Annotated in this window: 19 protein-coding genes, 2 tRNA genes and 3 pseudogenes; 16 read left to right on the plus strand and 8 right to left on the minus strand. The window is 68.2% G+C overall.

Going from position 1 to position 25,995, the window contains the following annotated elements:
- Positions 1-160 precede the first annotated feature (160 nt).
- Positions 161-1,402: an RNA polymerase sigma factor gene (locus ACTWQE_RS05375; protein ID WP_443327648.1), complete on the plus strand. Its 1,242-nt coding sequence runs from the start codon at positions 161-163 to the stop codon at positions 1,400-1,402.
- A gap of 123 nt (positions 1,403-1,525) precedes the next feature.
- Here ACTWQE_RS05375 and ACTWQE_RS05380 read toward each other — a convergent pair whose 3' ends face one another.
- From ACTWQE_RS05380 to ACTWQE_RS05395, 4 genes are all read right to left on the minus strand, one after another.
- Positions 1,526-3,388, minus strand: coding sequence for an ABC transporter ATP-binding protein (locus tag ACTWQE_RS05380; protein ID WP_443327649.1), 1,863 nt, complete (start codon positions 3,386-3,388; stop codon positions 1,526-1,528).
- Entirely contained in the window at positions 3,385-5,118 is a 1,734-nt protein-coding gene (locus tag ACTWQE_RS05385) for an ABC transporter ATP-binding protein (protein WP_443327650.1), read from the minus strand. The genes ACTWQE_RS05380 and ACTWQE_RS05385 overlap by 4 nt, the downstream gene beginning before the upstream one ends.
- 398 nt (positions 5,119-5,516) lie before the next feature.
- On the minus strand, positions 5,517-6,974 hold the full coding sequence (locus ACTWQE_RS05390; RefSeq protein WP_443327651.1) for an FGGY family carbohydrate kinase: 1,458 nt from the start codon (positions 6,972-6,974) through the stop codon (positions 5,517-5,519).
- Positions 6,975-7,119: 145 nt separating this feature from the next.
- Positions 7,120-7,419, minus strand: a complete 300-nt coding sequence (locus ACTWQE_RS05395; RefSeq protein ID WP_443327652.1) for a YtxH domain-containing protein — start codon at positions 7,417-7,419, stop codon at positions 7,120-7,122.
- 159 nt (positions 7,420-7,578) lie between these two features.
- Between ACTWQE_RS05395 and ACTWQE_RS05400 the strand changes: the two genes are divergently transcribed.
- The 3 genes from ACTWQE_RS05400 to ACTWQE_RS05410 all read left to right on the plus strand — a co-directional run bounded on the left by ACTWQE_RS05400 (position 7,579) and on the right by ACTWQE_RS05410 (position 8,941).
- Positions 7,579-7,651: transfer RNA gene (locus tag ACTWQE_RS05400), tRNA-Asn, on the plus strand.
- A 176-nt stretch (positions 7,652-7,827) separates the two neighbouring features.
- Positions 7,828-7,901, plus strand: a tRNA-Ile gene (locus tag ACTWQE_RS05405).
- Between the two features lie 458 nt (positions 7,902-8,359).
- Positions 8,360-8,941 (plus strand): hypothetical protein, encoded by a 582-nt coding sequence (locus ACTWQE_RS05410; RefSeq protein ID WP_443327653.1) that lies wholly within the window; start codon positions 8,360-8,362, stop codon positions 8,939-8,941.
- Positions 8,942-8,997: 56 nt separating this feature from the next.
- Here ACTWQE_RS05410 and ACTWQE_RS05415 read toward each other — a convergent pair whose 3' ends face one another.
- The gene (locus tag ACTWQE_RS05415; RefSeq protein ID WP_443327654.1) at positions 8,998-10,776 is read right to left on the minus strand and encodes a hypothetical protein; all 1,779 of its coding nucleotides are present in this window, start codon (positions 10,774-10,776) and stop codon (positions 8,998-9,000) included.
- Between the two features lie 832 nt (positions 10,777-11,608).
- On the opposite strand from ACTWQE_RS05415, the gene ACTWQE_RS05420 reads away from it, so the two are divergent.
- The 5 genes and pseudogenes from ACTWQE_RS05420 to ACTWQE_RS05440 all read left to right on the plus strand — a co-directional run bounded on the left by ACTWQE_RS05420 (position 11,609) and on the right by ACTWQE_RS05440 (position 16,215).
- Positions 11,609-11,920 carry a hypothetical protein gene (locus tag ACTWQE_RS05420; protein WP_443327655.1) on the plus strand — a complete coding sequence of 104 codons (312 nt, stop codon included), beginning with the start codon at positions 11,609-11,611 and terminating at the stop codon, positions 11,918-11,920.
- 180 nt (positions 11,921-12,100) lie between these two features.
- Positions 12,101-12,157, plus strand: a pseudogene (locus ACTWQE_RS05425) (hypothetical protein); the annotation flags it as partial.
- Between the two features lie 157 nt (positions 12,158-12,314).
- Positions 12,315-12,617: a transposase gene (locus ACTWQE_RS05430; RefSeq protein ID WP_443327710.1), complete on the plus strand. Its 303-nt coding sequence runs from the start codon at positions 12,315-12,317 to the stop codon at positions 12,615-12,617.
- Positions 12,618-12,965: 348 nt separating this feature from the next.
- Positions 12,966-15,002 carry a protein kinase domain-containing protein gene (locus ACTWQE_RS05435; RefSeq protein ID WP_443327656.1) on the plus strand — a complete coding sequence of 679 codons (2,037 nt, stop codon included), beginning with the start codon at positions 12,966-12,968 and terminating at the stop codon, positions 15,000-15,002.
- A gap of 721 nt (positions 15,003-15,723) precedes the next feature.
- Positions 15,724-16,215 (plus strand): DUF2690 domain-containing protein, encoded by a 492-nt coding sequence (locus tag ACTWQE_RS05440; RefSeq protein WP_443327657.1) that lies wholly within the window; start codon positions 15,724-15,726, stop codon positions 16,213-16,215.
- A 405-nt stretch (positions 16,216-16,620) separates the two neighbouring features.
- On the opposite strand, the gene ACTWQE_RS05445 is transcribed toward ACTWQE_RS05440, so the two are convergent.
- Positions 16,621-19,647, minus strand: coding sequence for an ATP-binding protein (locus ACTWQE_RS05445; RefSeq protein WP_443327658.1), 3,027 nt, complete (start codon positions 19,645-19,647; stop codon positions 16,621-16,623).
- Between the two features lie 694 nt (positions 19,648-20,341).
- Here ACTWQE_RS05445 and ACTWQE_RS05450 point away from each other — a divergent pair.
- Both ACTWQE_RS05450 and ACTWQE_RS05455 read left to right on the plus strand, forming a co-directional pair.
- Positions 20,342-20,882, plus strand: a pseudogene (locus ACTWQE_RS05450) (IS5 family transposase); the annotation flags it as partial.
- 183 nt (positions 20,883-21,065) lie between these two features.
- Positions 21,066-21,218, plus strand: a pseudogene (locus tag ACTWQE_RS05455) (transposase); the annotation flags it as partial.
- Positions 21,219-21,814: 596 nt separating this feature from the next.
- On the opposite strand, the gene ACTWQE_RS05460 reads toward ACTWQE_RS05455, so the two are convergent.
- Positions 21,815-21,946, minus strand: a complete 132-nt coding sequence (locus tag ACTWQE_RS05460; protein WP_443327659.1) for a hypothetical protein — start codon at positions 21,944-21,946, stop codon at positions 21,815-21,817.
- A gap of 206 nt (positions 21,947-22,152) precedes the next feature.
- Here ACTWQE_RS05460 and ACTWQE_RS05465 point away from each other — a divergent pair, with 206 nt between their 5' ends.
- Positions 22,153-22,320 (plus strand): hypothetical protein, encoded by a 168-nt coding sequence (locus ACTWQE_RS05465; protein ID WP_443327660.1) that lies wholly within the window; start codon positions 22,153-22,155, stop codon positions 22,318-22,320.
- 212 nt (positions 22,321-22,532) lie between these two features.
- On the opposite strand, the gene ACTWQE_RS05470 is transcribed toward ACTWQE_RS05465, so the two are convergent.
- On the minus strand, positions 22,533-23,123 hold the full coding sequence (locus ACTWQE_RS05470; protein WP_443327661.1) for a hypothetical protein: 591 nt from the start codon (positions 23,121-23,123) through the stop codon (positions 22,533-22,535).
- A 125-nt stretch (positions 23,124-23,248) separates the two neighbouring features.
- Here ACTWQE_RS05470 and ACTWQE_RS05475 point away from each other — a divergent pair, with 125 nt between their 5' ends.
- From ACTWQE_RS05475 to ACTWQE_RS05490, 4 genes are all read left to right on the plus strand, one after another.
- A complete protein-coding gene (locus ACTWQE_RS05475) occupies positions 23,249-23,836 on the plus strand; it encodes a hypothetical protein (RefSeq protein WP_443327662.1) in 588 nt (195 codons plus the stop codon).
- Positions 23,837-24,164: 328 nt separating this feature from the next.
- Complete coding sequence (locus tag ACTWQE_RS05480) at positions 24,165-24,800, plus strand: hypothetical protein (protein WP_443327663.1); 636 nt, start codon at positions 24,165-24,167, stop codon at positions 24,798-24,800.
- 1 nt (position 24,801) lies between these two features.
- Positions 24,802-25,236, plus strand: coding sequence for a phage holin family protein (locus ACTWQE_RS05485; protein WP_443327664.1), 435 nt, complete (start codon positions 24,802-24,804; stop codon positions 25,234-25,236).
- Positions 25,212-25,922, plus strand: coding sequence for a DUF3618 domain-containing protein (locus ACTWQE_RS05490; RefSeq protein ID WP_443327665.1), 711 nt, complete (start codon positions 25,212-25,214; stop codon positions 25,920-25,922). Before ACTWQE_RS05485 ends, ACTWQE_RS05490 begins: the two co-directional genes overlap by 25 nt.
- The last annotated feature ends 73 nt before the right edge of the window (positions 25,923-25,995 follow it).

Below are 25,995 nucleotides of genomic sequence, written 5' to 3' on the forward strand. Positions count from 1 at the left end.
GGACGGTGCCTGAGCGCTCGGAGCGCGGCGGTCCGGCCGGTTGGGGCCTGGATCTCCTGCGGATCCGTATCCGACGTACGGGACGGAGGGCGGCGCAGCCGCAACCGTTCCGCTGCCGCACGCCCCCCATCCGGCAGTGATCAGCCTGGAGGTCGCCCCCGTGCAGACCCGGACTCTCACCGGTGCGGTCACCAAGGTGCCGCCGCAGTCACTCACCCCGCACCATCCGGAGGCGGGCCCGCCGGATCCCGAGCCGGAGTCCGCGGCCGCCGAGACACCCACACCTCCCGGGGCACCCACGCCTCCCGGGCCCGTGCCCGGCAGACCCGGGGAGTCCGGGCACGGGCCGGCCGGCCCCGGACCGTCCGGGTCCGGGTCTCCGGAGTCCGTGCCGCCCGAGCCGGGGAGCGTGCCGACCGAGCCGGGGAGCGTGCCGACCGAGCCGGGGAGCGAGCCGGCCGAGCCTCGCCGGGTGGAGTCCGGAGGGCCATCCTCCGATCTGTTCCGCCAGTACCTCCGGGAGATCGGCCGGATCCCCCTGCTCTCCGCCGCCGAGGAGGTCGAACTCGCCCGCCGCGTCGAGGCCGGGCTCTTCGCGGAGGAGAAGCTGGGCAGCACCCCGGCCGAACAGCTCGCCTCGCAACTCGCCGTGGACCTCGACACCTTGGTCGTCCGCGGCAGGATGGCCAAGCGCCGCCTCATCGAGGCCAACCTCCGCCTCGTCGTGTCCGTCGCCAAACGCTATGTCGGCCGGGGCCTGACGATGCTCGACCTCGTGCAGGAGGGAAACCTCGGTCTGATCCGGGCCGTCGAGAAGTTCGACTACGCCCGCGGCTACAAGTTCTCCACCTACGCGACCTGGTGGATCCGCCAGGCCATGTCCCGGGCGCTCGCCGACCAGGCCCGTACGATCCGGGTCCCGGTCCATGTCGTCGAGCTGATCAACCGGGTCGTCCGGGTCCAGCGCCGGATGCTCCAGGAGCGCGGCTACGAACCGACCCCGGCGGAGGTCGCCGACCATCTCGACCTCTCGCCGGAGCGGGTGGGCGAAGTGCTCCGGCTCGCCCAGGAGCCGGTGTCGCTGCACGCGCCCGTCGGGGAGGAGGACGACGTCGCCTTCGGTGACCTCATCGAGGACGGCGACGCCGCCTCACCCGTCGAGTCCGCCGCCTTCCTCCTCCTGCGCGAACATCTCGACGCCGTGCTGTCCACGCTCGGTGAGCGCGAACGCAAGGTCGTGCAGCTGCGCTACGGGCTGGTCGACGGCCGGCCCCGCACCCTGGAAGAGATCGGCCGGATCTTCGGGGTGACCCGGGAACGCATCCGCCAGATCGAGTCCAAGACCCTCAACAAGCTCCGCGACCACGCCTTCGCCGACCAGCTCCGCGGCTATCTGGACTGATCCGCGCGTTCGGCCGCCGCCTGGCTGTGAAGCCCGTGATCGGCCGTCAGCCGTTGACCACCAGCACTCCCTGGGAACTGCTTCCGGGAGCGGCCACAGGCCGGGTCGGGGGGAGAGGACCGTCTACTCCACCTCCGCGACGGCCTGCGCGAACTGTGCCGCGTACAGACGGGCGTACGCGCCCCCGGACGCCAGCAGGACATCGTGACTGCCCTGTTCGACGATCGAGCCGTTCTCCATCACCAGGATCACATCGGCGTCGCGGATCGTGGACAGCCGGTGCGCGATGACGAAGCTGGTCCGGCCGTGGCTGAGCGTCGCCATGGCCCGCTGGATCAGCACCTCGGTACGGGTGTCGACCGAGCTGGTCGCCTCGTCCAGCACCAGGATCACCGGGTCCGACAGGAACGCGCGGGCGATGGTGACGAGTTGCTTCTCGCCCGCGCTCACCCCGGTGCCCTCGTCGTCGATCACCGTGTCGTAGCCGTCGGGCAGCGTACGGATGAAGCGGTCGGCGTGCGCGGCCCGGGCGGCCTCCTCGACCTGCTCACGGGTCGCCCCCTCCGCCCCGTACGCGATGTTCTCCGCGATCGTGCCGCCGAACAGCCAGGTGTCCTGGAGGACCATCCCGATCGCGGAGCGCAGCTCCTCCCGTGACATGTCCGCCACATTCACCCCGTCGAGGGCGATCCGGCCGCCGCTCACCTCGTAGAACCGCATCAGCAGATTCACCAGGGTGGTCTTTCCCGCACCGGTCGGTCCGACGATGGCCACCGTCTGGCCCGGCTCCACGGTCAGCGACAGATCCTCGATCAGCGGCTTGTCCGGCTCGTAGCGGAAGGACACCCGCTCGAGGGCGACCTTGCCGCGCAGATCCGCGGGCCGGGCCGGGCTCACCGGCTCCGGACCCTGCTCGCGGGCGTCCAGCAGCTCGAAGACACGCTCCGCCGACGCCACTCCGGACTGTACGAGATTGGCCATGCTGGCGACCTGGGTCAGCGGCTGGCTGAACTGCCGCGAGTACTGGACGAAAGCCTGGACGTCCCCGATCGACAGGGCGCCGGACGCCACCCGCAGCCCGCCGACGACCGCCACCAGGACGTAGTTGAGGTTGCCGATGAACATCATCGCCGGCTGGATGATCCCGCTGATGAACTGGGCCCGGAAGCCCGACCGGAACAGCGCCTCGTTCTGCTCCCGGAACGCCTCCGCGGACTCCGCCTGCCGCCCGAAGACCTTGACCACCGCGTGACCGGTGTACATCTCCTCGATATGCGCGTTCAGCTTGCCGGTGGTCTTCCACTGGGCCACGAACTGCGGCTGGGCCCGCTTGCCGACGGCCGTCGCGACGACCACCGAGACCGGCACGGTGAGGAGCGCCACCAGGGCCAGGAGCGGCGAGATCCAGAACATCATCACCAGCACACCGACGATCGTGAGCAGCGAGTTCACGATCTGGCCCATGGTCTGCTGGAGGGTCTGGGCGATGTTGTCGATGTCGTTGGTGGCCCGGCTGAGGACCTCGCCGCGCGGCTGCCGGTCGAAGTGCGACAGCGGGAGCCGGGACAGCTTCGTCTCGACGTCCGCACGCAGCCGGAAGACGGTGCGGTTGATGACCCTGGTCGCGAGTCGGCCCTGGACGACGCCGAAGAGTCCGGAGGCCGCGTACGCCCCCAGCGCCCAGAGCAGTACGGCGCCGACAGCCGCGAAGTCCACGCCGTGGCGGGGTGGCAGGACCGCTCCGTCGACGACGAGGTCGGTGGCATCGCCCAGGATCTTCGGCCCGAGCACCGACAGGGTGACGCCCGCGACGCCCATCGCCAGCACCCCGTAAAGCGCGCCCCGGTCGGGCCGCAGCCGACGCAGCAGCCGCTTCCCCGAGCCCTTGAAGTCCATGGAGCGTTCGGTCGGCTGGCCGCCCATGAAGCGGGCGGGTCCCACGGCGGGCGCGGGGCCGCGGCGCGGTGCGGGGGCCTGGGTGGTCATGCCGCCTCCTGCTCGGTGAGCTGGGAGAGCACGATCTCCCGGTAGGTTTCGTTGCCGGCCATCAGCTCGTGGTGCGTACCGGTGCCGACGACCCGGCCCTCGTCGAGGACCAGGATCCGGTCGGCGTCGCGGATGGTGCTCACCCGCTGCGCCACGATCACCACGGTCGCCTCGGCGGTCTCCCGGGCCAGCGCCGCCCGCAGGGCCGCGTCGGTGGCGTAGTCCAGTGCCGAGAAGGAGTCGTCGAAGAGATAGATCTCCGGCCGCCGTACCAGGGCCCGTGCGATCGCCAGCCGCTGCCGCTGACCGCCCGACACATTGCTGCCGCCCTGCGCGATCGTCGCGTCGAGACCGCCCTCCAGCCGCTCCACGAAGTCCCTGGCCTGCGCGACCTCCAGGGCGTGCCAGAGCTCGTCATCGGTGGCGTCCGGCCGCCCGTAGCGCAGATTGGAGGCGACGGTCCCGGAGAAGAGATACGGCTTCTGCGGTACGAGCCCGACCGTTTCGGCCAGCAGCGCCGGGTCCAGCTGCCGTACGTCGACCCCGTCGACGAGCACCTCGCCGCCGGTCGTGTCGAACAGCCGCGGTACCAGTCCGAGCAGGGTGCTCTTGCCGCTGCCCGTGGACCCGATCACCGCCGTCGTCTCGCCGGGCCGTGCCACGAGGTCGACTCCGCGCAGCACCTTGGCCTCCGCGCCCGGGTAGCTGAAGTCGGCGCCGCGCAGCTCCAGATGCCCGTGGCGGCTGAGCGACCGGACGGGCGCCGGGGGCGGTACGACGCTCGAGCCGGTCGACAGCACCTCCTCGATGCGCTCGGCGCAGACCTCGGCGCGCGGCACCATCATGAACATGAAGGTGGCCATCATCACGGACATCAGAATCTGCATCAGATAGCTGAGGAACGCGGTCAGGGCACCGATCTGCATGCTGCCGCTGTCGATCCGGTACGCCCCGAACCACAGCACGGCCACACCGGCGATGTTCACCACCGTCATCACGAGGGGGAACATCAGGGTCATCAGCCGCCCGGTGCGCAGCGACACCTCCGTCAGCTCGGCGTTGGCACGGTCGAAGCGCCGCCGCTCGTAGTCGTCCTTGACGAAGGCACGGATGACCCGGATGCCGGTGATCTGCTCGCGGAGCACCCGGTTCACGGTGTCGATCCGCGCCTGCATGGTGCGGAACAGCGGGCCGAGACGGCGCACGATCAGCCCGATGAGAACGCCGAGCGCCGGTACGACGCCGAGCAGCAGCAAGGACAGCGGTACGTCCTGCCCGAGCGCCATGACGATCCCGCCGAAGCACATGATGGGCGCGGAGACCATCAGGGTGAAGGTCATCATCAGCAGCATCTGGACCTGCTGGACGTCATTGGTGGTACGCGTGATCAGGGACGGCGCGCCGAACTGGCCGACCTCGCGGGCGGAGAAGCTCTGCACCCGGTCGAAGACGGAAGCCCGGATATCCCGGCCGACGGCCATGGCGGTCCGGGCTCCGAAGAAGACGGCGCCTATCGCGCAGGCCACCTGGAGCAGTGTGACCACGATCATCACGCCGCCGACTTCCAGGATGTAGCCGGTGTCCCCCTTCACGACACCGTCGTCGATGATGTCGGCGTTGAGGGATGGCAGATAGAGCGTGGCGATGGTCTGTACGAGCTGGAGCAGCACCAGCAGGGTCACGGGTCGCCTGTACGGTCCCAGATGGGATCTGAGAAGTCGGATCAGCACAAGGAGCTCTCTTCGATCATGGCATGGGCACGGCGCGGCTGTCGGGGAACACCTTGCTGTCTCAACTGCGGTTGAGGTCAAACGATTTGCCACGGCGTGTCGTGTACGGCGTGCGGTGCGGCGCGGCGTGGCGCGGACGGCGGGTGAGGCGTTCGAGGCGGCGAGCCGTGGTGTGAAGGGGGTGCGTCGGGTCGAGGCGTGAGGCGGCGAGCTGTGGTGCGACGGGAGGTGCGCCGGGTCGGGCATGGTGGCCGGTCGGGCCTGGGCCTGAGGTATCCGGCACATTGGGCCCGAGGCATCGGGCCGGGGTCTGCCAGCGCTGGTCGGGACCTGAGACGGCGGCCGGTGGTGTGCCGGGCGGGTCGGGCCCGAGCTGCCGGGCCGGGAACGGGCGGAAGCTATCCGGTCTGGAACGCGCCGGGGTGAGTCTGCTCCCGTACCGCTGTGAACTGCTGCCGTACCGCCTGTCCCACCGGCAGCTCCTCGCCCGGGTCGAACACCTGGGCCGTCGGGCCCTGCCAGATCGGCGGCTGCTGCGGCGAGAGGACACGCTGTGCGACACCGAGCGCCCACGCCGCCTGCCGGGCCGCGCCCAGTGCCGCGTAGTCCGCCGCCTGCGGCACGATCACCGGGGCCCCGAAGAGCGCGGGCGCCGCGGCCTGCACGGCGGGCAGCTCGGCCGCCGCCCCCAGCAGGAACACCCGGTTCACCGCGACCCCGCGTCCCCGCAGCACGTCCAGCGCGTCCGCGAGCCCGCACAGCATCCCTTCGAACGCGGCGCGCGCCAGATGCTCCGGCTTCATGCTCTCCCGGCGCAGCCCTGCCAGGGTGCCGGCGGTATGCGGCAGATACGGCGTCCGCTCGCCCTCCAGGTAGGGCAGCAGTACGAGCCCGTGCGATCCGGGCGTCGACTTCAGAGCCAGCGCCGACAGCCCCTCCAGGTCCGTACCGAGGAGCTCCGCGGTGCCGCGCAGGGTGCGTACGGCGTTCAGCGTGTACACCACCGGCAGGTGCATACCGGTCGCGTCGGCGAACGAGGTGATGGTGCCGGTGGGGTCGGCGAGGGCCTCATAGTGCACGGCGAAGATCGACCCGGAGGCGCCGAGCGACACCACCGCGTCCCCGAGGCCCACGCCCAGCCCGAAGGACGCCGCCATCGTCTCACCGGTGCCCGCCGAGATCAGCAGCCCCTCGGGGGTCGTACCGGCGGGCTCGGCCGGTCCGAGGACGTCCGGCAGCGCCACCTGCCGGCCCAGCGCCAGCTCGACGAGATCGGGGCGATAGGCGCCGGTGGCCGCCGACCAGTAGCCGGTGGCGGAGGCCCCGCCCCGGTCGGTGGTGCGTCGCGGCGGCCGCCCGAGCAGCTGCCAGACCAGCCAGTCGTGCGGCTGCAGCACGGCGGCGGTCCGCAGGGCCGCCTCCGGCTCGTTCCGCGCCAGCCAGCGCAGCTTGGCCACGGGGTGCGCGGCCTGCGGTACGGCCCCCACGGCCTCGGCCCACGCCGTACGCCCGCCGAGGGCGTCGATGAGATCCGCGGCCGCGGACTGCGAGCGCCGATCGTTGCCGAGCAGCGCGGGCCGTACGAGGGAGCCCTCGGCGTCCAGCGTGAGCAGCCCGTGCTGCTGGGCGGAGACTCCGATGGCCTGGACACCTTCGAGCACTCCGCCGTTCGCGGCCTCGCCGAGCGAGATGAGCCATGCCTGGGGGTCGATCTCGGTGCGCTTGCCGCCGGGCTCGCTGTCGCTGTCGGCGGGGTGCGGGGCATACCCCTGCCTCAGTACGGCACCGGTGTCGGTGTCGCAGACGACGATACGTGTGTAGTCGGAAGAACTGTCCAACCCGGCGACTATCCCCATGCCGCCCGATGATGCCCTACCGGTCGGGTTCAGCGGTCATCCGGACCCGGCCGGACGGGAGGGACCGCCGCGGCCGGGGCGGGCCCGCGCGTCACGGCGGGCGCGGGAGCGGCCTGCGCGGACCGCGGGCCCGGCGGCCCCGCGGTCATGTGTTGCTGGTGCCCCAGTCGTCCGCCCCGTTCCGGCGCTGATCACGGACTGCGCGAACACGCTCCGTCACCGACTCGGGCAGCCGGTGACCGACTTTGGAGGAGACCGTGCCGGCGGCCTTCGAGGCGGCGGCCCGGCCGTTCTGGGCCGCGGACTCGGCGGCATTGCGGACGGCAGGGTTCTCCGCGATCTGCCGTGCGGCCTTGCGCAGCTGTTCGTAGCGCTCCCGCCCGGCGCGCGCACCCAGCACGTAACCGACGGCCAGACCGGAGATGAACGTGAGCCGGTGCAGCATGGCTTCCACCCTTCAATCGACGCGTACTGAGCGCATGCCCCGCCTGAGGGGTGCCGATGCGGTTACCGATTTCGAGGCACCCCCTGGCATGCGCTAATGTATTGCTCGCAGCGAGGGAACGCCCCCGGGGAACCGGCCAGGCGGGTCCGAGCGGAGCAGTCCCCTGTAGCTCAATTGGCAGAGCAGCCGGCTGTTAACCGGCAGGTTACTGGTTCGAGTCCAGTCGGGGGAGCTCATGACGAAGGCCCCGGTCGCGGGGCCTTTTTTCATGGCGTCACGGACCTGGGAACCGCGGGCACCGTGATCGATGTCCTCCATGCGAGGCAATGCGGCCCACACGGGCGGCAGATCCTATGAGCAGCTATGCTGCGGCAGACGGCGCGCACGATGTGTGCGGCGCGCCGTTACGGGGCGGTAGCTCAGCCGGTTAGAGCAGCGGACTCATAATCCGTCGGCCGTGGGTTCGAGTCCCACCCGCCCCACCTTTAACGTGCCCTGACCTGCGGAAACGTCTCTTCGGTGGCTTTGAGTCACAAACTCGGGTCCAACGGAGAGAATCCGCTGCTCACGAGTACCGCTTGAGGTGTTACGGCGGGCGCGCGGGTGCTCCTGCCGAGGCCCTGACCTGCGACGATGCAGAACAGGCTCGGCCGCGGGAAGGTACGCAGCGGAGCCGAAGAGCAAGATCCAGTGGACGCTCAGGGGACACGAGGACGTGAAAGGTCGCGGGAGGCTGGGCCGGCCTGGCCGAAGGCGCCGTCGGCGCACACGTACCAGCGATCGTCATGATGCCCCGGCCTCGGTCCGAAGGCCGGGGCATCATGACGGTCGGCACCCAACGACATTGAGGAGGTGCAGCGCAGTGACGGAAGGCTTGAAGTGGATTGGGCAGCACACATTCGATAAACCTTCGGCTCACGGGATGCTCGGCGGGATCTCCATGACCGCGATGCGTGGGGTCCCTGTCCGTGACCTGCTGCTCAGGCTGGGCGCGGATGAGGAGGAGATAGCGCGCGGTATGCCGTACCGGGACTTCCACCCGACCCGGGACGCACCCTGCATGTACGGCACGTCCGGTGAGTGGGCGTACGTTCTGGAGGACCGGGGGTCGTGCACCTGGTGCGAATGGTTCTTCGAGGACGAGGACAAGATGACCCCCGCGGCCGGGGTCGAGCTGATCTGCCTGAATGCGAACGTAGCGGTCAATCCGAGCTATCTCGTCTACGCGCCCGGTGACGGGAACGTGTACCTGAACAACTTCGGCGACGATCTGACGGACCGCCCGCAGGCGGTAGAAGGCAGCAAGCTGGCCGCCCTGGGCGAGGTCCTGAAAGCCGCCGGGGCCACCTGCCCGGAGGGTTACACCATCCCCCAGTGGCATGCCCTTCTCGACGCGCAGCAGGGGGGTCTGCATGGCGTCGTGTGGCAGGCCGTCGGCGACATCCTGGGCATCGGCATCCCCCGGGCAGAGGTGGAGCAGGGCCGCTTGCCCGCAGCCAGGCTGACCGGCCCCTATACGTAACACTGTGGGGCGGCGCGGATGGGTTCCGTGCCGCCCCGCAGTCGTGGGTGTGCGGGTTACTTGAGGGTCATCGTGCAGCGCCAGGCGTCACTGTTCGCGCTGGTGCAGCTGCCGGTGATGTTGGTTTCCAGCCAGTAGGCATCCTTGTCCATCAGCCGCATGTTGTTCACGAAGCCGGCGGAGAACGCGCCCATAGATCCCCGGTTCTGGCTGCCGGACATAGCGGACCGGCCGCAGACTTCCTTGAAGGTTGTCAGGGCGCCGGGCAGGTTGCGTAGGTGGATCTTTCCGTCGACCTTGGTCGCGTAGGACTGGATGCACTTCGCTCCGGACGACACCGGGTTCAGGCCTCCTAGGTTGGCGGGCATGCCGCCGCTGTTGTACGTCGCGTTGAAGGTGAACTCGTCGCAGTCCGGGGTGTCGGTGCTGCTGTTCATCGCGTCCGGGTCGTGGTTGTTCTTCGCCCAGCCATCCTCGTCGCAGATGACGGCGCGGTTCTTGCCGTCCCGGCCGCCGGGCAGGTAGTACAGCGGCGTGCCCGCGCTCTGCACGCCGGGGGTCTTGGGCGTGGCCTGCTGGATCAGCCAGGCGTGTGCCGCCGCCTGCGGGTTCTTGCCTGCATTGAACGTGTACGTCGGCGCGTAGGCGGGGATCACGCAGCCCGCCTTGGTGGACTGCGCCTTGGTGTCGCAGCGCACTTCGTCGAAGTCGCTGACACCGCCCAGGCTCCACTGGTATCCGATGGTCTGGATGGTCTCCTCACCGACCGGGTCGATGATGCCGTTGATCTGCACGTCCGGCTTGAACGTGTACTGCTTGTCGGCGGTGGAGTCGTCCCACAGGTAGCTGGAGGTGATGTAGGCGATGTGGGTGTCCCCAGCGGTCCAGTCGGGTTTGCCCTTCCAGGCGGAGGGATCGGCTTCGACGGGGTCACAGCCGTCTTCGCATAGGTGCTGGTAGATGCCGAGCTGGATCCTGTAGAAGTCGGCGGGGATGCTGATCGGCTTGACGGTCAGCGTCTCGCTGAAGCTGTTGACCCCGTCCAGGCTGATCAGCCGCTGGAACAGGAACCAGGCGGTGGCCTGGACCTGGCCGTCCTTGCGGTAGTAGGCGGGTACCTTGCGGTTCTCACAGACCAGGGTTCGGGTGGCGCGGACCAGTGTCAGATCGTCGTCGCACCAGTCGGCCACCCCGGCAGCGCCACCGGGTTGCGGCGGGGCAAGGGTCGACGGCATCTTGGGGCCCTTGTCCGCAGGCACCGGCTTACCGAAGCAAACCTGTGCCCCGTCCTTGCCGACCGGTCCGCACTGTTCCTTGCCGCTGTCGCTGTCGCTGTCGCTGTCGGGCTGAGCCGACAGCGACGAGGTGTTCACGACCAGCGGCTTCTCCGGGGAACTGCTTGGTTTCTGGATGGTCTGGTTGGGGTTGGGGCTGGTGGAGTCCAGTGCGGGCAGGGTCAGGTCGATCCCGGCCCGCACCGTGAACGTCGCCCACGGCGACCAGGTGGTCTCGTACAGGGACCCGTCGTAGGCGTTGGTGTGGAACATGTAGGTCGTGTTGTTCTTCAGACGGCCGGCCGGGACCTTGACCTGGGCTTTCTGCCCCGAGTTCACGTAGGGGGAGACCAGCACCCCGTACTCGTTGTCGTCGGTCAGCTTGACCTTGGTGCCGGGAGTGCCGTCGGCTTTGGCCGTCCACACCTCGAACGTCAGGTTGACCTTGTCGCCGTCCGCGTCCGTCACCGTGTTGCGCAGCGTCGGCGTGATGGTGTTGACCTGCCACTTGCCGCTCGCACTCTTGAACGGCAGCCCCGCCTCGGGGGTACGGCCGGACACCGGCCGTGACCCTGCCGCGGCCAGACCCTTTTCTTCTGGGCCGTGGACCTGGGGCGGCGCAGCCAATGGATCAGGTGCCTTCGGTAAGTCAGCTGCGGAAGCCGTTCCCGGCCCGGCCAAAACTGTGAGGACGGCACCGGCTGCCATGCAGCGCAGCGCCGTCCCTATGCGTGTGCGTCTCAACGATCCCCCTTTAAGGGTACGTATGTTCGACACAACCCCATCACGGTCAACTCCCGTGGCACAGAGGAGAATTCGCCACTCCGCACACGCTGTACTCATGCAGTCGCACACCGAGAATGGTCCGAGTCGACCTGACTGCTGTTCACGCTGCGAGGGCGGCGGCGGAGCAAGGCCGAGGTGGCGACGACCTTCCGTGAGGCGACCGGAGGGCGCACCGTCTACGCCCTGCGGTTCACACGGCAAAGGAAGAAGCGGGGCGCCACCGGGCTCAGTTCCGCCGCCTACCAGTCCGAGGGGAAGACCGCCTGGAGTGCATGATTTGCGCGGCGGTTGTTGCGTCGTTGATCGGCTTGCCGGTGCGCAGGTCCTGTAGGGCCGTGTCGATGAGGCTGAGGGCTCGGCGGGACGTTCGCCGCGCTGGCCGACGCCCAGGCTGGCGCCTTGGTCGAGTTCTCCCGCCAGAACGGCCCTGCTGGTCGCCTACCGAGGGCTGACCGAGCATCGTCTGACTGATCGCCGCTTCTGGCCAGGGAACTGATCGAACGCTACTGGGCAGGCACCTGCGAGCTCGATTGGTATGTGATCAGCCATCTCGTGACGGCCAAGTCCGGCACCGTGCTCCTCGGGTGAGAAGGGTGCCCTGGCCGAGATGCGCGCGCGGGCCACCCTTGGCGAGCCCCCGGCTGTGCTGGCCAACCTCGCGGCCGGTGTTCGCGGCGCCCGTTCCTCCGGACTGGAATTGGAGCTGCTCGGCAAGCAGGTGACGCCGTTCTACCGCGTGCTGCGTAGGTTCATCCGGGGGATCGAAGGCGTGTACGGCGACGTGCGGACTCTGCGTACCTCGGCGAACCGGCCGCCCGACGTGCCAGCGGACGTCCTAGACGAAATCAGAGAAAGCTCTGACGTGGCCCTAGAGTTCCCCGAGCAGCCGGCTCCCGTCTCTGGCGAAGGAATCGCCTAGTGCTGGATTCCGCTTTTGCTGGGCATATGTGTTGGTGGCGGGGTGGTTCGGGTGCTCGGGGGCGGGTGCTGGTTGATGGTGTTACGGGCACGGCCACGCCGTGATGAGTATGAGCAGGCGGTCGTTCATCTACTGGCGCGAGCGCGCAAGGCTCCGCGGGATCTGGTGATGCGGACCCGGATGATCGAGCTGCGCTGGGCAGGGCATCGGGTGCCGGCGATCGCGGACGAGCTCAGTTGCAGCCAGAAGACGGTGCGGCGCTGGCTGCACCGCTTCAACCGCGCCGGTCGCGACGGCCAGGAGATCACCATGACCGCGTCCTCCCGCAACAGCGTCTTCTACCAGCAGTTCTTGCAACAGGTCGAGGACGCCAACCCGGACCGGAGAGATCTGGATCGTCACCGACAACCTCTCCTCCCACAACAGCAAGTCCACCCGGGAGTGGCTGGAGGACCATCCGCGGATTCGGCAGGCGTTCATCCCGGTCGGCGCGTGCTGGCTGAATCTGCAGGAGGGATGGTGGCGGATCTTCCGCAAGACCGCCCTGGCCGGGCGGTCCTTCGCCAACCCCGACGACATCACCCAGGCCACGGCCCTGGCCACCCGGCAACTCAACGCCCGCGCCAGACCATGGACCTGGGGCCGACCAGCCCCGCCCACCCGCCACCTACGACGCCGATATGTGTACTGCCTTTGAGGAACCCAGCACTAGGAGAACTCGCCCGACGCGCTCCTGCATCGCCTCCGGCGTGATGTGCTCGACCATGTCGGCGGACGGCTGGGGAGACGACGCCTCCTTGATCGCGATCCAGCGGCCACCTACGTGACGTCCTTGGGTGACGGGTCAGGGTGGATTGCGCGGTCAGGTTCCAGCGACCTCGCGGGTCTCGGCGGCTGCAAATGTCACACCCATGCCACAGAGCCCCATCCGACCTCAGCGACGGCCATGGCAGCGATAGCTTGCCGCCGTTCGTCGCGCGGTCAGATCCCGAACCCAGGGGAACCACGTGACCAAGCCGCAAGCGAGACCTGTGAGAGGTCGGAGATGACGCTGCTCAAGGACGATCCCACCGAGGTGGGGGGCTACCGGCTGGAGGGTCGGTTAGGCGCAGGTGGGATGGGCGTGGTCTACATGGCGCGCTCCCCTGGCGGAGGCACAGTCGCGTTGAAGGTGATCCGCCGACAATGGGCTGAAGACCCGGAGTTCCGGGCGCGTTTCGAGTTAGAGGCGGCAGCGGCACGGATGGTACACAGCCGCTTCACCGCCCCGGTGGTCGATGCCGACCCATACGCGTCGGAACCCTGGATGGCCACCGCGTACGTACCAGGCGAGTGCCTCGCCACACACATGGCCCGGCACAGTCCGCTGGGAGTAGAGGAGTTGCTCCGATTAGCCGCGGCGCTGGCCCGTGCGCTGCGTGACATTCATCGCGCAGGCGTGGTCCACCGCGATCTCAAGCCCGGAAATGTCCTTCTGACCGACGATGGCCCACGGGTCATCGATTTCGGCATTGCACGGGCCATGGATGGCCATCCGCTTACCGATACCGGACGAGTCGTCGGAACGCCGGCGTTCATGGCACCCGAGCAACTTCAGTCCTCCGACAAGATCGGGCCGGAGGCAGACGTGTTCTCCCTCGGATGCGTGCTGGCCTTCGCCGCCACCGGGCGCAGCCCGTTCGAAGCAGGCAGCCCCTACGCCGCGGCCTACCAGGTCGTCCACGAGGAGCCCGACCTCGCCGACGTTCCGGACAGTGTCCGTGCGCTTGTGGCAGGCTGCCTGGCCAAGGACCCGGCCGACCGCCCCAGTCCCGAGGAGATGTTGGAGCGATTGGGCGCCACCTCGGCGCTACCACGGGCAAGTTTCCGGACGGCAGCGCGCAGAGCAGGTGCGGCGGTGCTGCGGCGTGTGACCTGTCCAGTGCCTACCTGGGTGGCCGGGGTGACCGCGCTGGCGGCCATCGCGGCAGGTGCGGCCATCGCAGTGAACGGCGGGATGCAGACCTACCCGCAGCCCGCCGGATGGAGACCTTGGGAAACCAGGATCCGCGACGACTCAGGCCCCGGTGAACGGTGCACACCCGCTCAGGACGCTATTTACTGCCAGGCTGGGAACCGGACGGTGATGCGTGTCAATACTGCCGACGGCACGATCGCATGGAAGCACACAATTCCCGTCGGCGAGCTTGAGGGCGACGCAGACGGCGACGGTCAGCAGGAGGGGCCGGACGCCAATGTGGAACTCCTGGGTGTCTCCGGCGGACGGCTCTGGTACGCCCAACACGACACCGACTACAGACGTCTCCGAGTCCTGGACACTCGGAGCGGACAGACGCTGTGGACCAGGAAGTTCAGCGAACGCCCCTTGGAGATCCGCCTCACCGGGCCAACGTTCTTTCTCGTCTTCAGCCGCCGGGTCGAGGCCATCGACGTCAGCACGAAAGCTATTCGGTGGACGCGCCACTTCCCCCGCTTGACGTACATGATCGCCGACGCTCACGGGCTGTACCTTGAGTCGTACCGGGCCGCCGCAGAAGGGCGACGACACACTACAGTCGCCGCCCTGCACGAGCTCACCGGCACGTCACGGTGGGCCGTGACCATGGATGAAGAGATGCATTACCAGACGTCGGTGCCCGGCGTCCTCTATTTTCGGAGCGAACGCGGTGATGCTCTCGTTCGCCTTGATACCCGTACCCGCAAGATCACCCGTACCAGGCTCCCGGTCGACAGAGGCGACTTGGAGCACAAGCTTGTCGCCCACGGCGACCTCGTCTGCTGGGGTTATCACGACGGAACCGTCATCTTGGCCGACAGCAAGGCCGGCATCTGGCGGTGGCGCACCAACGTCGGCGTAAGAATCTCTGCCACTCCGACCCTCGTGGGCCAACAGATCTACCTCGCCGCCGCAGACGGCAGCGCAATTGCCCTTGATACCCGCAGCGGCGAGCAGATCTGGAAGCACTACCCCCGCCATTCAGAAAGAGGAAGCACCGGCCCCTGGTCCCGACCACCAGTTATGGCCATCATGGACCGTCTCTACGCGGTTTCCTCGCAGGGCGATGTGTACACAGTCAGATAGCGCGTCGAACCGCCAGGGCATGGCCCCGCTGGAGACGGTATTCGGCGTACGGGAGAACCCAGTCGAGACGGCGGGCCGCAGTGCGCGCGGTGATCGACCGCATGGTGTTGGACGGCAGCGTGCCGGAGGCCGAGCCGTGGCGCGCCCTGGAAATCCTCGCTGCACGTGAGCACTAGACACGGTGGTGGCGGGCACAGGGCTCGCCACGGCGGGACGTCACCGCCGCGGGGGCCAACGCGTACCCGGCCTGCCATGTGCCCCAGCAGGTCTGGGGCCTTCCGGTCCGTATCGCCGACGTTGGCGCGGATCGGCTGCCGCTGGTGCTGGCCGGGATGGACGCCTGACGGCCTGCGCGGTGCCTGCGGGAGCCCGCCGAGCCTGAACCAGTGCCCGCACGGCGCCGAAGTTGGCTCAAGTAGGTGGCTTGGAAAAGCAGTTGCCGGGGTATCGCATTGCCGCCGTGGCTCCGGAGAGCTCACGCTGGATCACACCATGACGTGATGTGGCTCATTCGGAGGTGGTTGTGGCTGTGGGCAGTGGTGGCAGTGCGCACCCGTCGGACCCGTCGGACCCCTCCGGCCCTTCGCACCCCTCGCACCCGCCTGACCTGCCGCTCCCCAGTCCGTCCCCGTCCCCCGGGGCATCCGGTCCGGGCGGCGCGCAGCGCCTCCTCGGCTGGGTTCGCGGCCACGGGCCGCAGACACTCCTGGGCGCCATTGTTGTGGCCGCGGTCACGGCGGCCGTGAGCGCGCTGGTGGCCGGGCTCTTCAACGCAGAGGGCGGGGGCACGGGTGGCGCGCGGGGCGAGTCGGTCACCGGCGGGCCCGCGGGCCCGGGCGGGGACGGTGCGTCGCCGGAATGCCTCGGAGGCGGCTGTCAGGGGCGGGACGGCGACGAGTTCGGGTGCGGTCCCGATGCGCAGGTGCTCGCGGAGAGGGCCGAGCCCATTCGCCTCCAGCTCAAGTACAGCCCCACATGCCAAGCTGCCTGGGCGAAGATCCTGGACGGCGAGAAGGGGGACCGGGTCACCGTGTCCTCCGCCGGCGGCAAGAGCGTCGAGGCCGTCATCGCGTACGGACACGACAACTACACGAAGATGGTCTCCGCCGAGGGGCAGTTCGCGCTGACGGCCTGTGCGGAGTCCGACGACGCCGACGGAGCACCGCGCTGGAAGCGGTTCTGCGTCGATGCCACCGTCAAGGACGTGAAGTAGGGCAGCAGCGGATGCCGGAAACTCAGCCCTGGCGTGCGCTGGAAGTCCTGGCCCCGAATCCCGCAGTCGCGGAATTTCAGAACCCGGGCGCGTCCAACCGGGAGCAGTCTTGACGATGCCGACACACAGAGTGGCAGCCGTGGGCGATATCACCTCACCTCACCTCCGCTCGCGCGGAGAGGACAGCGGTGAGCTGGCCGAGGTTCCGACCAGGGACGGCTCACCTCCGCTCGCGCGGAGAGGACACGCCTCCCTTGCCGTTGGCGACGACCATGACAGGTCTGCGATCTTCGCGTCGATCTCGGCGATCTTCTGCTGCGCCCGATGCTGCAGCCCGGCATTGGCCCGGCCGTGCCGGTGAGTGCCGGCCTCCAGCAGCTCGGCGGGAACAGCACGAGAGGTCAGTCATCCGCAGATCCGCATCTCCTTATTCACCCGTTGGATCCATTGTGTGGCGTTGAGCTCCTGGAAGAGGGAGAGGGAGGCTTTGAACTGCCTTTGCGCCGGATCTTGGTGCCCTGCGCGGCGCAGTCGCTGTCCAAGAGCGAGTCGAGTCCGCGCCAGCCCGTATCGGTCGGAGGCGCGCGAGTACAGGTCCAGTGCGGTTGTGAAGTGTCGCAGCGCGCTATTCGCATCCTTGGCGAGCAAACCTCGAGATCGCGCCAGTGCCGCTCGGACCGCGGCGGGTGCTGAAGGGCCGATGTTGTTCGTAAGCAGCACCAAAACGGACACCGCCGCCTCCTGCCAGTGCGACAGCAGACAGGCTTCCACCATATCGGCGTGGAACGGATATACGGCTGGGTTGCGCACCCCGAGACTCTCTATGCGCTCGTGCAGCGTGACGAAGCGGGTGGCGGCCGCGAGGTGCTCGCCCTGATTCAGGCACAGTTGGGCTAGGGCGAGATGTGCGTAAGGTGCGACCAAGTCGTAGCCTCCGGGTTCAAGATAGGACAGGGCCTGTGAGGCATAGTCCCTACACCTTTCCGGTTCTCCTTGAGCGGCTTGTATCTGAGCCAGAGTGCTGGCGCTGTATCCGAGGAGCGCCGGTTGGCGGAGCTTGTCGGCGAGGGCAAGGCATTCGGCAGCGGCCGCATGTGCTTCCTTCCACCGACCCTGTCGAAACTCAAGGTCGGCCAGCACGCTGGTGAGGATAGGTACACGCTCTAGAGCGTTGGCGCTTCGGATGTGTCGCAGTCCGTGGTCGATGAGACGACGCGCTGCGGTGTGCTCGTCCAGCCACGTCAGGTCCGTGCAAGCGAAGCCGAAGACTTCCGCTCCGTGGATGAGCGGATCCGTGTTGAGCAGTTGGTCGAATCGCTGGTGCAGGAGGACGGAGGCAGGCTCGGTCTGGCCGTCCAGCAACAACGTGTGGGCACGAAGGACGGTCGTTGCGAGAGTGCCAGATTCCTTCACCCTCTGGGCCAGTTGATGGCCCTTCGTCGCGGCCGCGAGTGCCGTGGGGACGGGCCCGCCCATCGCTCCTGCGCTGGCCGCCGTAGCCAGCAGGTTCGCCGCGGTTATAGGGGCGCTGTCACTCAGGGACGCGGCAGCTTCACTCAGTTGTGCGAAGACCTCGTGTGGGGTTGCACGAACCTGCTGGATCTGCTGGTAAACCTGTTCGATTTCGCCGAGCAACTCGGAGTCGACGACGAGTCTCCGGGCCTCCGAAAGTAGAGGAAGTGCCTTGTCCGGGAGGCCAGCGAGGTGGGCGCAGGTCGCCGCGGCCAATAGACGGCGACCACGCGCTACGGCCGACGGAGTCAACCTAGCCGCACGTAGGTAGGCGGCGTGTGCGGCTCCAAGTCCGCCACGCTGACGCGCCTGCACAGCACGGTCTGCCAGGGCGTGGGCCACCTGCTCGTTGGGGCCGAGCGTCGCGTCGGCCAGATGCCATGCTCGCTGGTCCGCGTCGAAGGGATTGTTTAAGGGCAGCGATCGAGCCAGCAGCGCATGGGCATCACGCCTTCGGGCTGCCGACGCGTGGTGGTAGACGACGGAGCGGATAACGGGATGCGCAAACTCCACGCCTTGAGGTGTGAGCGCGATAAGTTCCGCGGATTCGGCCGGTTCCAAGTGGGCCACCCCCGTGAAGCCCAGAGCCGCGGTGATCTGGCCGAGGTCCGTTGTGTAGTTGGCGGCACAGACCAGGAGCGCCCACTGTGCAAGTTCAGGCAGCAGCTTGAGGCGTTTCCGGTAGGCAGCTTCCAGCACCTGGGGCAGCCGCAGGGGCGCTTCGGTCTGGCTTGCACCGCCGACCGGGAGTTCGGATTTGCTCAGCTCCACAAGAGCGAGTGGATTACCTCCAGTGTGGCGCACCAGTCGCTCCAGCTCATCCGTGTCGATGGTGTCACCGCGTACGGTGCTGGCGAGCTCCCGGACGGATTCGCGGCTGAGAGTAGTCAGTTCCATGACAGAGTGACCGGTCAAATCCATCGGGCAGTCCCCACCTGTTCGAAGCCCGATGATGACAGCGACTCCCGCCTCGGGGAGCTGCCGTACGGCGTATGAGAGAGCCGCAGCTGACGCTTCGTCCATCCACTGCACATCGTCGAGCAGGACGAGCACCGGAGCCGCCTTCGCGAGCAGATCCAAGGTGCCGAGCCCGATCACGACCCGGCTGGGAGCGGACTCGCCCGGGTCAGGCTCGGACAGGGCCAGCGAGACAGAGAGTGCTCGGCTTCGAGGCTGTGAGAGATGGGGAACGAGGTGGGTCAAGGGACGCAGTACACCGTTCAAGGCGGCGAAGGCCAGCTCTGCTTCGCTCTCCACACACCGGAACGCAAGAAGCCGACTGCCCCACAGACTCCCTGCTTCGGCGAGCAACGAGGTCTTCCCGATTCCAGGCTGCCCTCGTATCACCAGAATGCCACTGCGCCGAGTCAATGCCCTCGCTAGTAACTCCCGCACCTGACGAGCCTCATTGGCCCGGCCGATCAAATGGCCGGCAGGTGGACGCCATCGGCAATCTCCCCAGCTCCGCCGCTTGGTTTCCGGTTCCGCCGGTTCGAGGAGCCTTCCCGTAGAAAGGGTATCCCCCTCCTTCCAGGAGTCACCGGTATCAAGCGCATTCGCAGACTTGGCGGCATGGTCCCCTTCCAGCTGGCCTGAATCCGCGACCACGGCACCGGGCAGTTGCCGTAGCAACTCCGCCGCCTGCGCCCGCCGCTCCAACCAGCCGCTCGGATCCTCCCCTAGGGCGACGACCAATGCCCTCAGTATGTTCTCTGTCGGGAGCACGTTCCCGGCCAGTGCCTTGCTGACGGTGCCCGTCGCGCACCCGCTGAGCCGGGCGAGTCCGCCATGAGTGACTGGTGGGTCCTGCTGTTCTAACAGTGCTCTCAGGTCTCGGGCCAGGTTCTCGACCGGGCCCTTTCCCGTGATCTCCTTGGGTCGCCGACCCGGAGCACGTTTTTCCCTTTTCCCCGTGGCCATTCTTCACCTTCCCCATCCATTCACTCACACCTCAGTGGGCCTTGCGGCTCATTCTTCAGCAGATTGTTCAGGGAGGTCTGCCACTTGTGGCGAAGAATGTCGGCGGTGGGAGAAAGTGATCGTGACTGACCGGGACGGCAAGCCCTACTCCGCACACCCACCCATCTTCCGACCGCCGCCGTACCCACGGCTGCCGCCCTCGGGTCGGCGTTCCAGGTCACTCATCCGAGCCCATGAACTGCCAAGGGGATACGATCAACATGCGTCGCAGGTACCCGATAAACCCGACCCCACCAAGCCTCCCCCCGCCGCTGCCTTCACCGCTTACGCAGCCCAGCTCTTATGCCGGTCCGATACTCCTCGTCGCGATCACAACAGCCGGGGTATGCGCGGTCCTGTTCACGTTGCTCATCGTGTTGGAGGCTGTCACCGCTGCGGCTGCCGCCCTGGCCGCGGCCGCCCCGGCTGCTGGCGGTCTGGCCCTAAGCCTCGTCCTGCGCAAGAACTCCTAACGAAATGATCTTCAAGGTGGTTGGATCACTCCGGGACTGATGATCCGGGGTGCTGGATGGCCGGCCGAAGCCGTGGGAAGTCGACGACGAGCTGGGGGCGGTGATCGAGCCGCTGCTGCCCAAGGTCGAGCGCCGGGCCCGGCGCCCCGGGCGCAGGGCGGCATTCTGACCGGCTGGTGTAGGGCATCCTGTTCGTACTGCACACCGGGATCCCCTGGGAACACCTGCCGCAGGAACTCGGCTTCGGCTCGGGCATGACCTGCTGGCGCCACCTGGCCGAGTGGACCGAAGCCGGTGTGTGGCCCCGGCTGCACGGGTTCCTCCTCGCCAAGCTTCGCAGCGCGAATGGTGTGGATTTTCTCTGGGGCGGCGGTCGACGGCTCCCACATCCGGGCGCTAAAGGGGGGAGACCGGACGAACCCTGTCGACCGGGGCAGGACGGGCAGTAAGCATCACCTGATCATCGACGCCACCCTGACCGGCGGCAACCGCAATGGCGTCACCCAGCTGATCCCACTGCTTCAGGCGGTACCGCCGGTGCGGGGCAAGCGAGGCCGACCCCGGCGCCGCCCGAACGTGGTGCTGGGCGACCGCGGTTACGACTAGGACAAGTACCGCCGTGTGGTCTGGGATCTCGGCGTGAAGCCACTGTTCGCCCGACGGGGCACCGAGCACGGCTCCGACCTTGGCGCCCAACGTTGGGTCGTGGAGCGCGGGTTCGCCCACTGCACAGCTGGGCCTTGAGACGATATCGGCGACGGTCGAGGGGGTGCGGTCGAAGGCCAGACGTCTGGCGGAGCGCGGGTGGTTGCTCTAGGAGGCGTCGGGGGCGTTCAGTGCCGGTCGGCGGCCCGTGGCCGTGCCAGACGCCGGCTCATCCGTGTGACCATCCGTGAAGAGGTCTAGTCACTGCTGCGGCGCGGCTGACTGTCCAACGTCGCCTTCAGCACGCCGGAGCACCTCATCCGACGCATCCGCCGAGGCTTACGGCACTTCCACTACCACAGCGACCTCATAGACGGCTGCCTCGCCGGGACCGGCTTGACCATCAACCCCTGACCGCAGACGACACCACGAGTTCAATCTCAGTAACCCGGCAGCGCATGAGCATCAGGAGGACTCAATATGTCTGAGTTTTCTACCCGTAGAGCATCATGACGCGATCACAGAGGCTCCGCTCCCGACTGCCGAGGCGGAGCCTCTCCACATTGGAAGGGAATCCGCCTATCTGGCTAATCCGACCTCATTGCCTGTGCTCTCGTCCTCGGGGGCGCTGGTTGGGGACGCGTTGGGGACGCAAGGATAGGAACAGACTGACATGGGCTGAGCAGCATCAGCACGGCTTGCCCCGTCTGAACTGCAAAAAAGCCATGGATCGGCATTGATCGGCAAGGGCCGCCAAGATCTCTAAAGGACTCATAGTCCGTCGGCCGTGGGTTCGAGTCCCACCCGCCCCACCGCCGACCTACGACGCAGAATCGTTTTCACCTCCCGGTTCTCCCGGGCCGGTGATCGACTGCCCCTCCGGAGCGACTCTCCAAGATCGTTAGCTGGCCCGCTGCTGGCCCGAAAGGTAAACGATCAAGAAGCGAAGAGGCCCCGGCCCTCCGCCACCGGGTGGAGCGGACGACCGGGGCCGGTCACGTGCTGCCGTGTCAACCTTCCGGGGTGGGGACGATGAAGCCGCGTAGCGGACGCTCAGGCAACCCGGCCTTCGCCTCGGCTTCCTTGCGTGCCTGGATGTCGGCGGCGACCTGCTTGTACCGCGGGTCTGTCCAGTCCTCCATGGCTACCTCCCTGTCAGTGCCACCACGGTAGCGGCCGGCGCTACTGGCCGGGGTTGCTCGGGCCGGGGCCGGGCTGCGGGTTCGGACCGATCGGTCCGCAGCCTCCCGGCGGGGTGTGCCCGCAGTCCGCCGCGACGGACACGAGTTCCTCCGTCGGCACACGCCACAGCTCACGATCCACCGTGTACCCGGCCTCACCGCTGAGCGTGTTCACCTTCGATGATCAGATGCTGGTGACCCCGCACATCTCGAACCTGCTGGGGCACGAGTCGCCGATGCTGCACTTGCGGCGTCTGGGCGAGGATGGCCTGTACGACCGGTTCGCGTCCCACGTTGCGGCGTTGTGGGAGACGGGCCGCCCGGTCTGGCCCTGAACGCACGAAAGCGCCCCCGCTGGCCGAAGCCAGCGGGGGCGCTGTGGTGTTGAGGTCAGGCGGGGGCGATGGTCGTGACGGTGCCGGAGCTCCCGCGGTACTTCAGGGCGCCGGCCTCCACGTACAGCACGCCGCCGCTGGCCGGGTTGCTGGCACGGTGGTGGCGTTGGCCATGCCGATGACGCCCGATCCGCCGCCCATCGATGTGGTGTTCATCCGCAGGTTGATGCCGATGTGGAAGCTCTGATCCGTGCGCAGGGTGCCGGTGGAGCTGCGAAGAGGGTCGTGTCCCGGGCGCCGGTTTCCGGCCCGAACTCCATCTTTCCGTCGGTGTAGAGCCGGAAAGCGTCGAAGGCTTGGGCGCCGACCAGGCCCGCCACGGCGATGTCGGTGGAGTTGGCCCGGTTGACGGTGACGGCGCCGGTGAGGGTGCCGCCGGCCTTGGACAGGTAGGTGGTCGCAGCGTCGGCGATGGCGGCGGACTGTGCTGCGTTGGCCTTCGTGGTGGCGTCTGTGGCGGCCGCGCTGGTGGCCGCCGACTGGGCGGCGTCGGCCTCCGCATGGGCGCCGCTGGCGGTCTCCAGAACGGACGTGTCAGCGATGCCGTGCACCGAAGTGGTATCCGCTTCGTGGGCGGCGAGGGCAGCCGTCGCAGCCGCGCGGTCGCCGTGCGGGTCCGAGGCTGCGGTGTCAGTGCTCACCTTCGCCGCGGCGATCGGTCGCCCTTCGATGCCCTTGACCCGCTCGGCGAGCAGCTGCACCGCTTGGTCCCGCGCCTGCTGCTCGAGTTGGTACCGCTCCATGCTGACCTTGTCGTCCCGCCGATGGGGCAGCCCATCTGCTCTACAGCGACGGACGAGGCATCAGCTTCCGCCCCATCTTCGGCGGAACCACCGTCCAACTCTGGATCACCGGCAACGCCGCTCCCGTGCTCCCCGACGGCGCCACCCCTGCCGAACAAGCCGGCCACGAAGTGCACATCGCCGCGCGCCTCCCCGAGGGACACCGCTACAACAAGGCGACCACCCTCGTCACCGAAAACGATGAAGACCCCGCAGACATCATCCTGTGCACCCTCGAAGATCACCTTCTCCCCGCCTTCGATTACAAACCCCGCTACGTCGGCCACCAGCCATGGATAGACCACTTCGGCAACGACCTCGCCGCCGTCACCGCCGAATGTGACGCCCCGGCGGCCCCCGACGACCACGACCAGCACCCTGCAGCCGAAGCTGAGTCGACCCCGCAGGCTGACTCCGAGCAGGAGCCAGAGGAAGACGCTGAGGAATTAGAGGTCGAGGAACTCGTGCCGCAGGATCAGGCAGCCGCCTCCGAGGAGAGCCCGAGCCCCGAGCTGGACAACGACACCGAGGCCGCCCTGGAACCCGCAACCGACGACGCCGACAACGGCACGGAGAACCAGACCGCCCCTGAGCCGGCGCCGGCCCCCGGCCGACGCACGCGCAAGCGAAGCTCGAAGCGCCGGGCGACGGCCACCGCCACCGAACCCGCCTGAATCGACCGGAGGGGCGCGGATGAAACCGCGCCCCTCTCAGAGCGCCTTACGGTGCGGCGCTTTGGTCGGGGGCCGTGCCCACAGGCGGCGGCGCCGAAGTGGACTGGTCCGATGACGCCGGACAGGATGCAGCCCGCTGTGTCCAGTCGCAGGCTGGTGGTGTGGGTCGGGGTCCGCACCAGGACTGCGCACCGATGGCTCGGCGGCACCCGCGTATGAAGGTCAGGGTGATCTGGTCGGGAAACGCCCAGGTGGGCCGGGTCCGGGCCTCCGGGAGTCGCCTGGGTATCGGCGGGTACCCGCGGGTGTTGGTAGCGATGCCCGCCCTATGGAGGAGGCACTGATGAGTGAGTCCCCGAACGAAAACACCGGGCCTGCGCAGCAGGCCGGGCAGGCGGCCAAGCAGGAAGCCTCGGCCACGGCGGGGCAGGCCAAGGCAGCGGCCGGTGAGGTGGCTGGCACGGCCAAGGAACAGGCGCAGGCGGTGACGGAACAGGCCAGTGAGCAGGTCCGCACCGCGGTGGTCGATCTGCGCGAGCGCGCCGGTGATGAGGTGCAGTCGCAGGCGCAGAAGGCGGCCGGCAACCTGCGCCAGTGGGCAGATGATCTAGCTGATATGGCTGAGAAGGCCCGTTCCGGCTCCCCGGCGCGGAGCCTGATCGCTCAGGCCGCCGACGGGGGTCGCCGTGCCGCGAACACTTTGGAGCAGCGAGGAGTGGGGGGCCTGGTCGAGGACGTCGAGACGTTTGCGCGTCGCAAGCCCGGCACGTTCCTCGGTGGAGCGGCGCTGGCCGGGTTCGTGGTCGGCCGCCTGGCCAAGGCGGGGAGGAAGGCCGACGAGTCCGATTCAAGACCGTCGTCGACCAGCTCTCCGACACCGCAACGCACACCGCCTGGCCTTGGCACGGGCGGGCAGCCGGGCCGTGGGGAACCGGAAGGGTCGCGTTACCGGGAGGTGAGCTGAGATGGCTGACCTGTCCACGTCACCGCCCCGTCGTCAGGCACGCGGGCGCCCTGGCCATGAGGACCGGTCGGTGGGTGAGCTGTTGTCCGAAGTGGCGGGGGACGTAGAGACGTTGTTCCGCCAGGAGGTGGAGCTGGCGAAGGCCGAGATCCGCGAGGAGGCCACCAAGGCGGGCAAGGCGGCCGGGATGTTCGGCGGGGCCGGGTTCGGCGGCTACATGGTGGCCCTCTTCGGTTCTCTCGCCGCGGTGTTCGGTCTGGCCAACGTCATGGACTGGGGCTGGGCCGCGCTGATCATCACCGGTGTTTGGGCGGTGATCGCGGCCGTGCTGTTCGTCACGGGCCGAGCCAAGATGCGCAGGGTCTCGCCCAAGCCCGAACAGACCCTGGAGACGCTGAAGGAGGATGCGCAGTGGGCACGTCACCCGACCGCATAAGGTCTCAGATCGATACCACTCGTGAGGAGCTTTCCCGCGACGTGGAACGGCTGGCCGACCGCACCAGCCCCCGCCGTGTGGCCCGCCGACGTACCGAGGGGGTCCGCGGCAAGGTGTCCGGTATCCGGGAAAGGGTCATGGGCAGTGCGCCCGACGGCGCGCAGCAGCGTGCAGGCCAGGTCCAGGACCGAGTCCAGGAGCGGGCCCAGCAGACCGCGCAGTCGGTGCAGGAAAGCGCGGGGCAGGCCACCGACAAGCTGAGCGCCACCGCCGAGCAGACGGGCGAAGCGGTGAAGTCGGCGCCGCAGCAGGCGATGCGTCGAACTGAAGGAAACCCCCTGGCGGCCGGTCTGATCGCTTTCGGCGCCGGTCTACTGGCCTCTTCCCTGCTACCGAGCTCAGAAGTCGAGGAGCAAGCGGTCGGCCAGCTGACCGAGCGGGCAGGCGACCTCGCCGAGCCGGTGAAGGACGCGGCCGTGGAATCGGCTCAGCGGTTGAAGGAGGATGTCACCCAGTCCGCGCAACAGGCGGCTCAGCAGGTCAAGGAAACCGCCACCGATGCCGCCCAGGAAACCGGCCAGCAGGCGCGCGAGCGGGCCGATCAGGTCAAGGACCAGGCCCGAGAATCCGGGCAGAACGTGGCTGGCGAGGCACGCGAGCAAACCTCAGGTCCTGCCCAGCCCTGAACGGCCGCAGCGGCCGCCGCACGGGCTGAGTTCCTCCTTCCCCGGGCCGTGCCGCAGTGCGGAACGGGAAGCC

Source organism: Streptomyces sp. 8N706 (assembly GCF_052245415.1).
GTDB lineage: Bacteria > Actinomycetota > Actinomycetes > Streptomycetales > Streptomycetaceae > Streptomyces.

What these genes read in the sequence shown, in the direction of transcription:
- ACTWQE_RS05380 (WP_443327649.1), bottom strand. Translation starts at nt 3,388, where the DNA reads ATGACCACCCAGGCCCCCGCACCGCGCCGCGGCCCCGCGCCCGCCGTG.
- ACTWQE_RS05390 (WP_443327651.1), bottom strand. Translation starts at nt 6,974, where the DNA reads ATGGGGATAGTCGCCGGGTTGGACAGTTCTTCCGACTACACACGTATC.
- ACTWQE_RS05395 (WP_443327652.1), bottom strand. Translation starts at nt 7,419, where the DNA reads ATGCTGCACCGGCTCACGTTCATCTCCGGTCTGGCCGTCGGTTACGTG.
- ACTWQE_RS05410 (WP_443327653.1), top strand. Translation starts at nt 8,360, where the DNA reads ATGACCGCGATGCGTGGGGTCCCTGTCCGTGACCTGCTGCTCAGGCTG.
- ACTWQE_RS05420 (WP_443327655.1), top strand. Translation starts at nt 11,609, where the DNA reads ATGCGCGCGCGGGCCACCCTTGGCGAGCCCCCGGCTGTGCTGGCCAAC.
- ACTWQE_RS05435 (WP_443327656.1), top strand. Translation starts at nt 12,966, where the DNA reads ATGACGCTGCTCAAGGACGATCCCACCGAGGTGGGGGGCTACCGGCTG.
- ACTWQE_RS05445 (WP_443327658.1), bottom strand. Translation starts at nt 19,647, where the DNA reads ATGGCCACGGGGAAAAGGGAAAAACGTGCTCCGGGTCGGCGACCCAAG.
- ACTWQE_RS05460 (WP_443327659.1), bottom strand. Translation starts at nt 21,946, where the DNA reads ATGGAGGACTGGACAGACCCGCGGTACAAGCAGGTCGCCGCCGACATC.
- ACTWQE_RS05470 (WP_443327661.1), bottom strand. Translation starts at nt 23,123, where the DNA reads ATGGAGCGGTACCAACTCGAGCAGCAGGCGCGGGACCAAGCGGTGCAG.
- ACTWQE_RS05480 (WP_443327663.1), top strand. Translation starts at nt 24,165, where the DNA reads ATGGAGGAGGCACTGATGAGTGAGTCCCCGAACGAAAACACCGGGCCT.
- ACTWQE_RS05485 (WP_443327664.1), top strand. Translation starts at nt 24,802, where the DNA reads ATGGCTGACCTGTCCACGTCACCGCCCCGTCGTCAGGCACGCGGGCGC.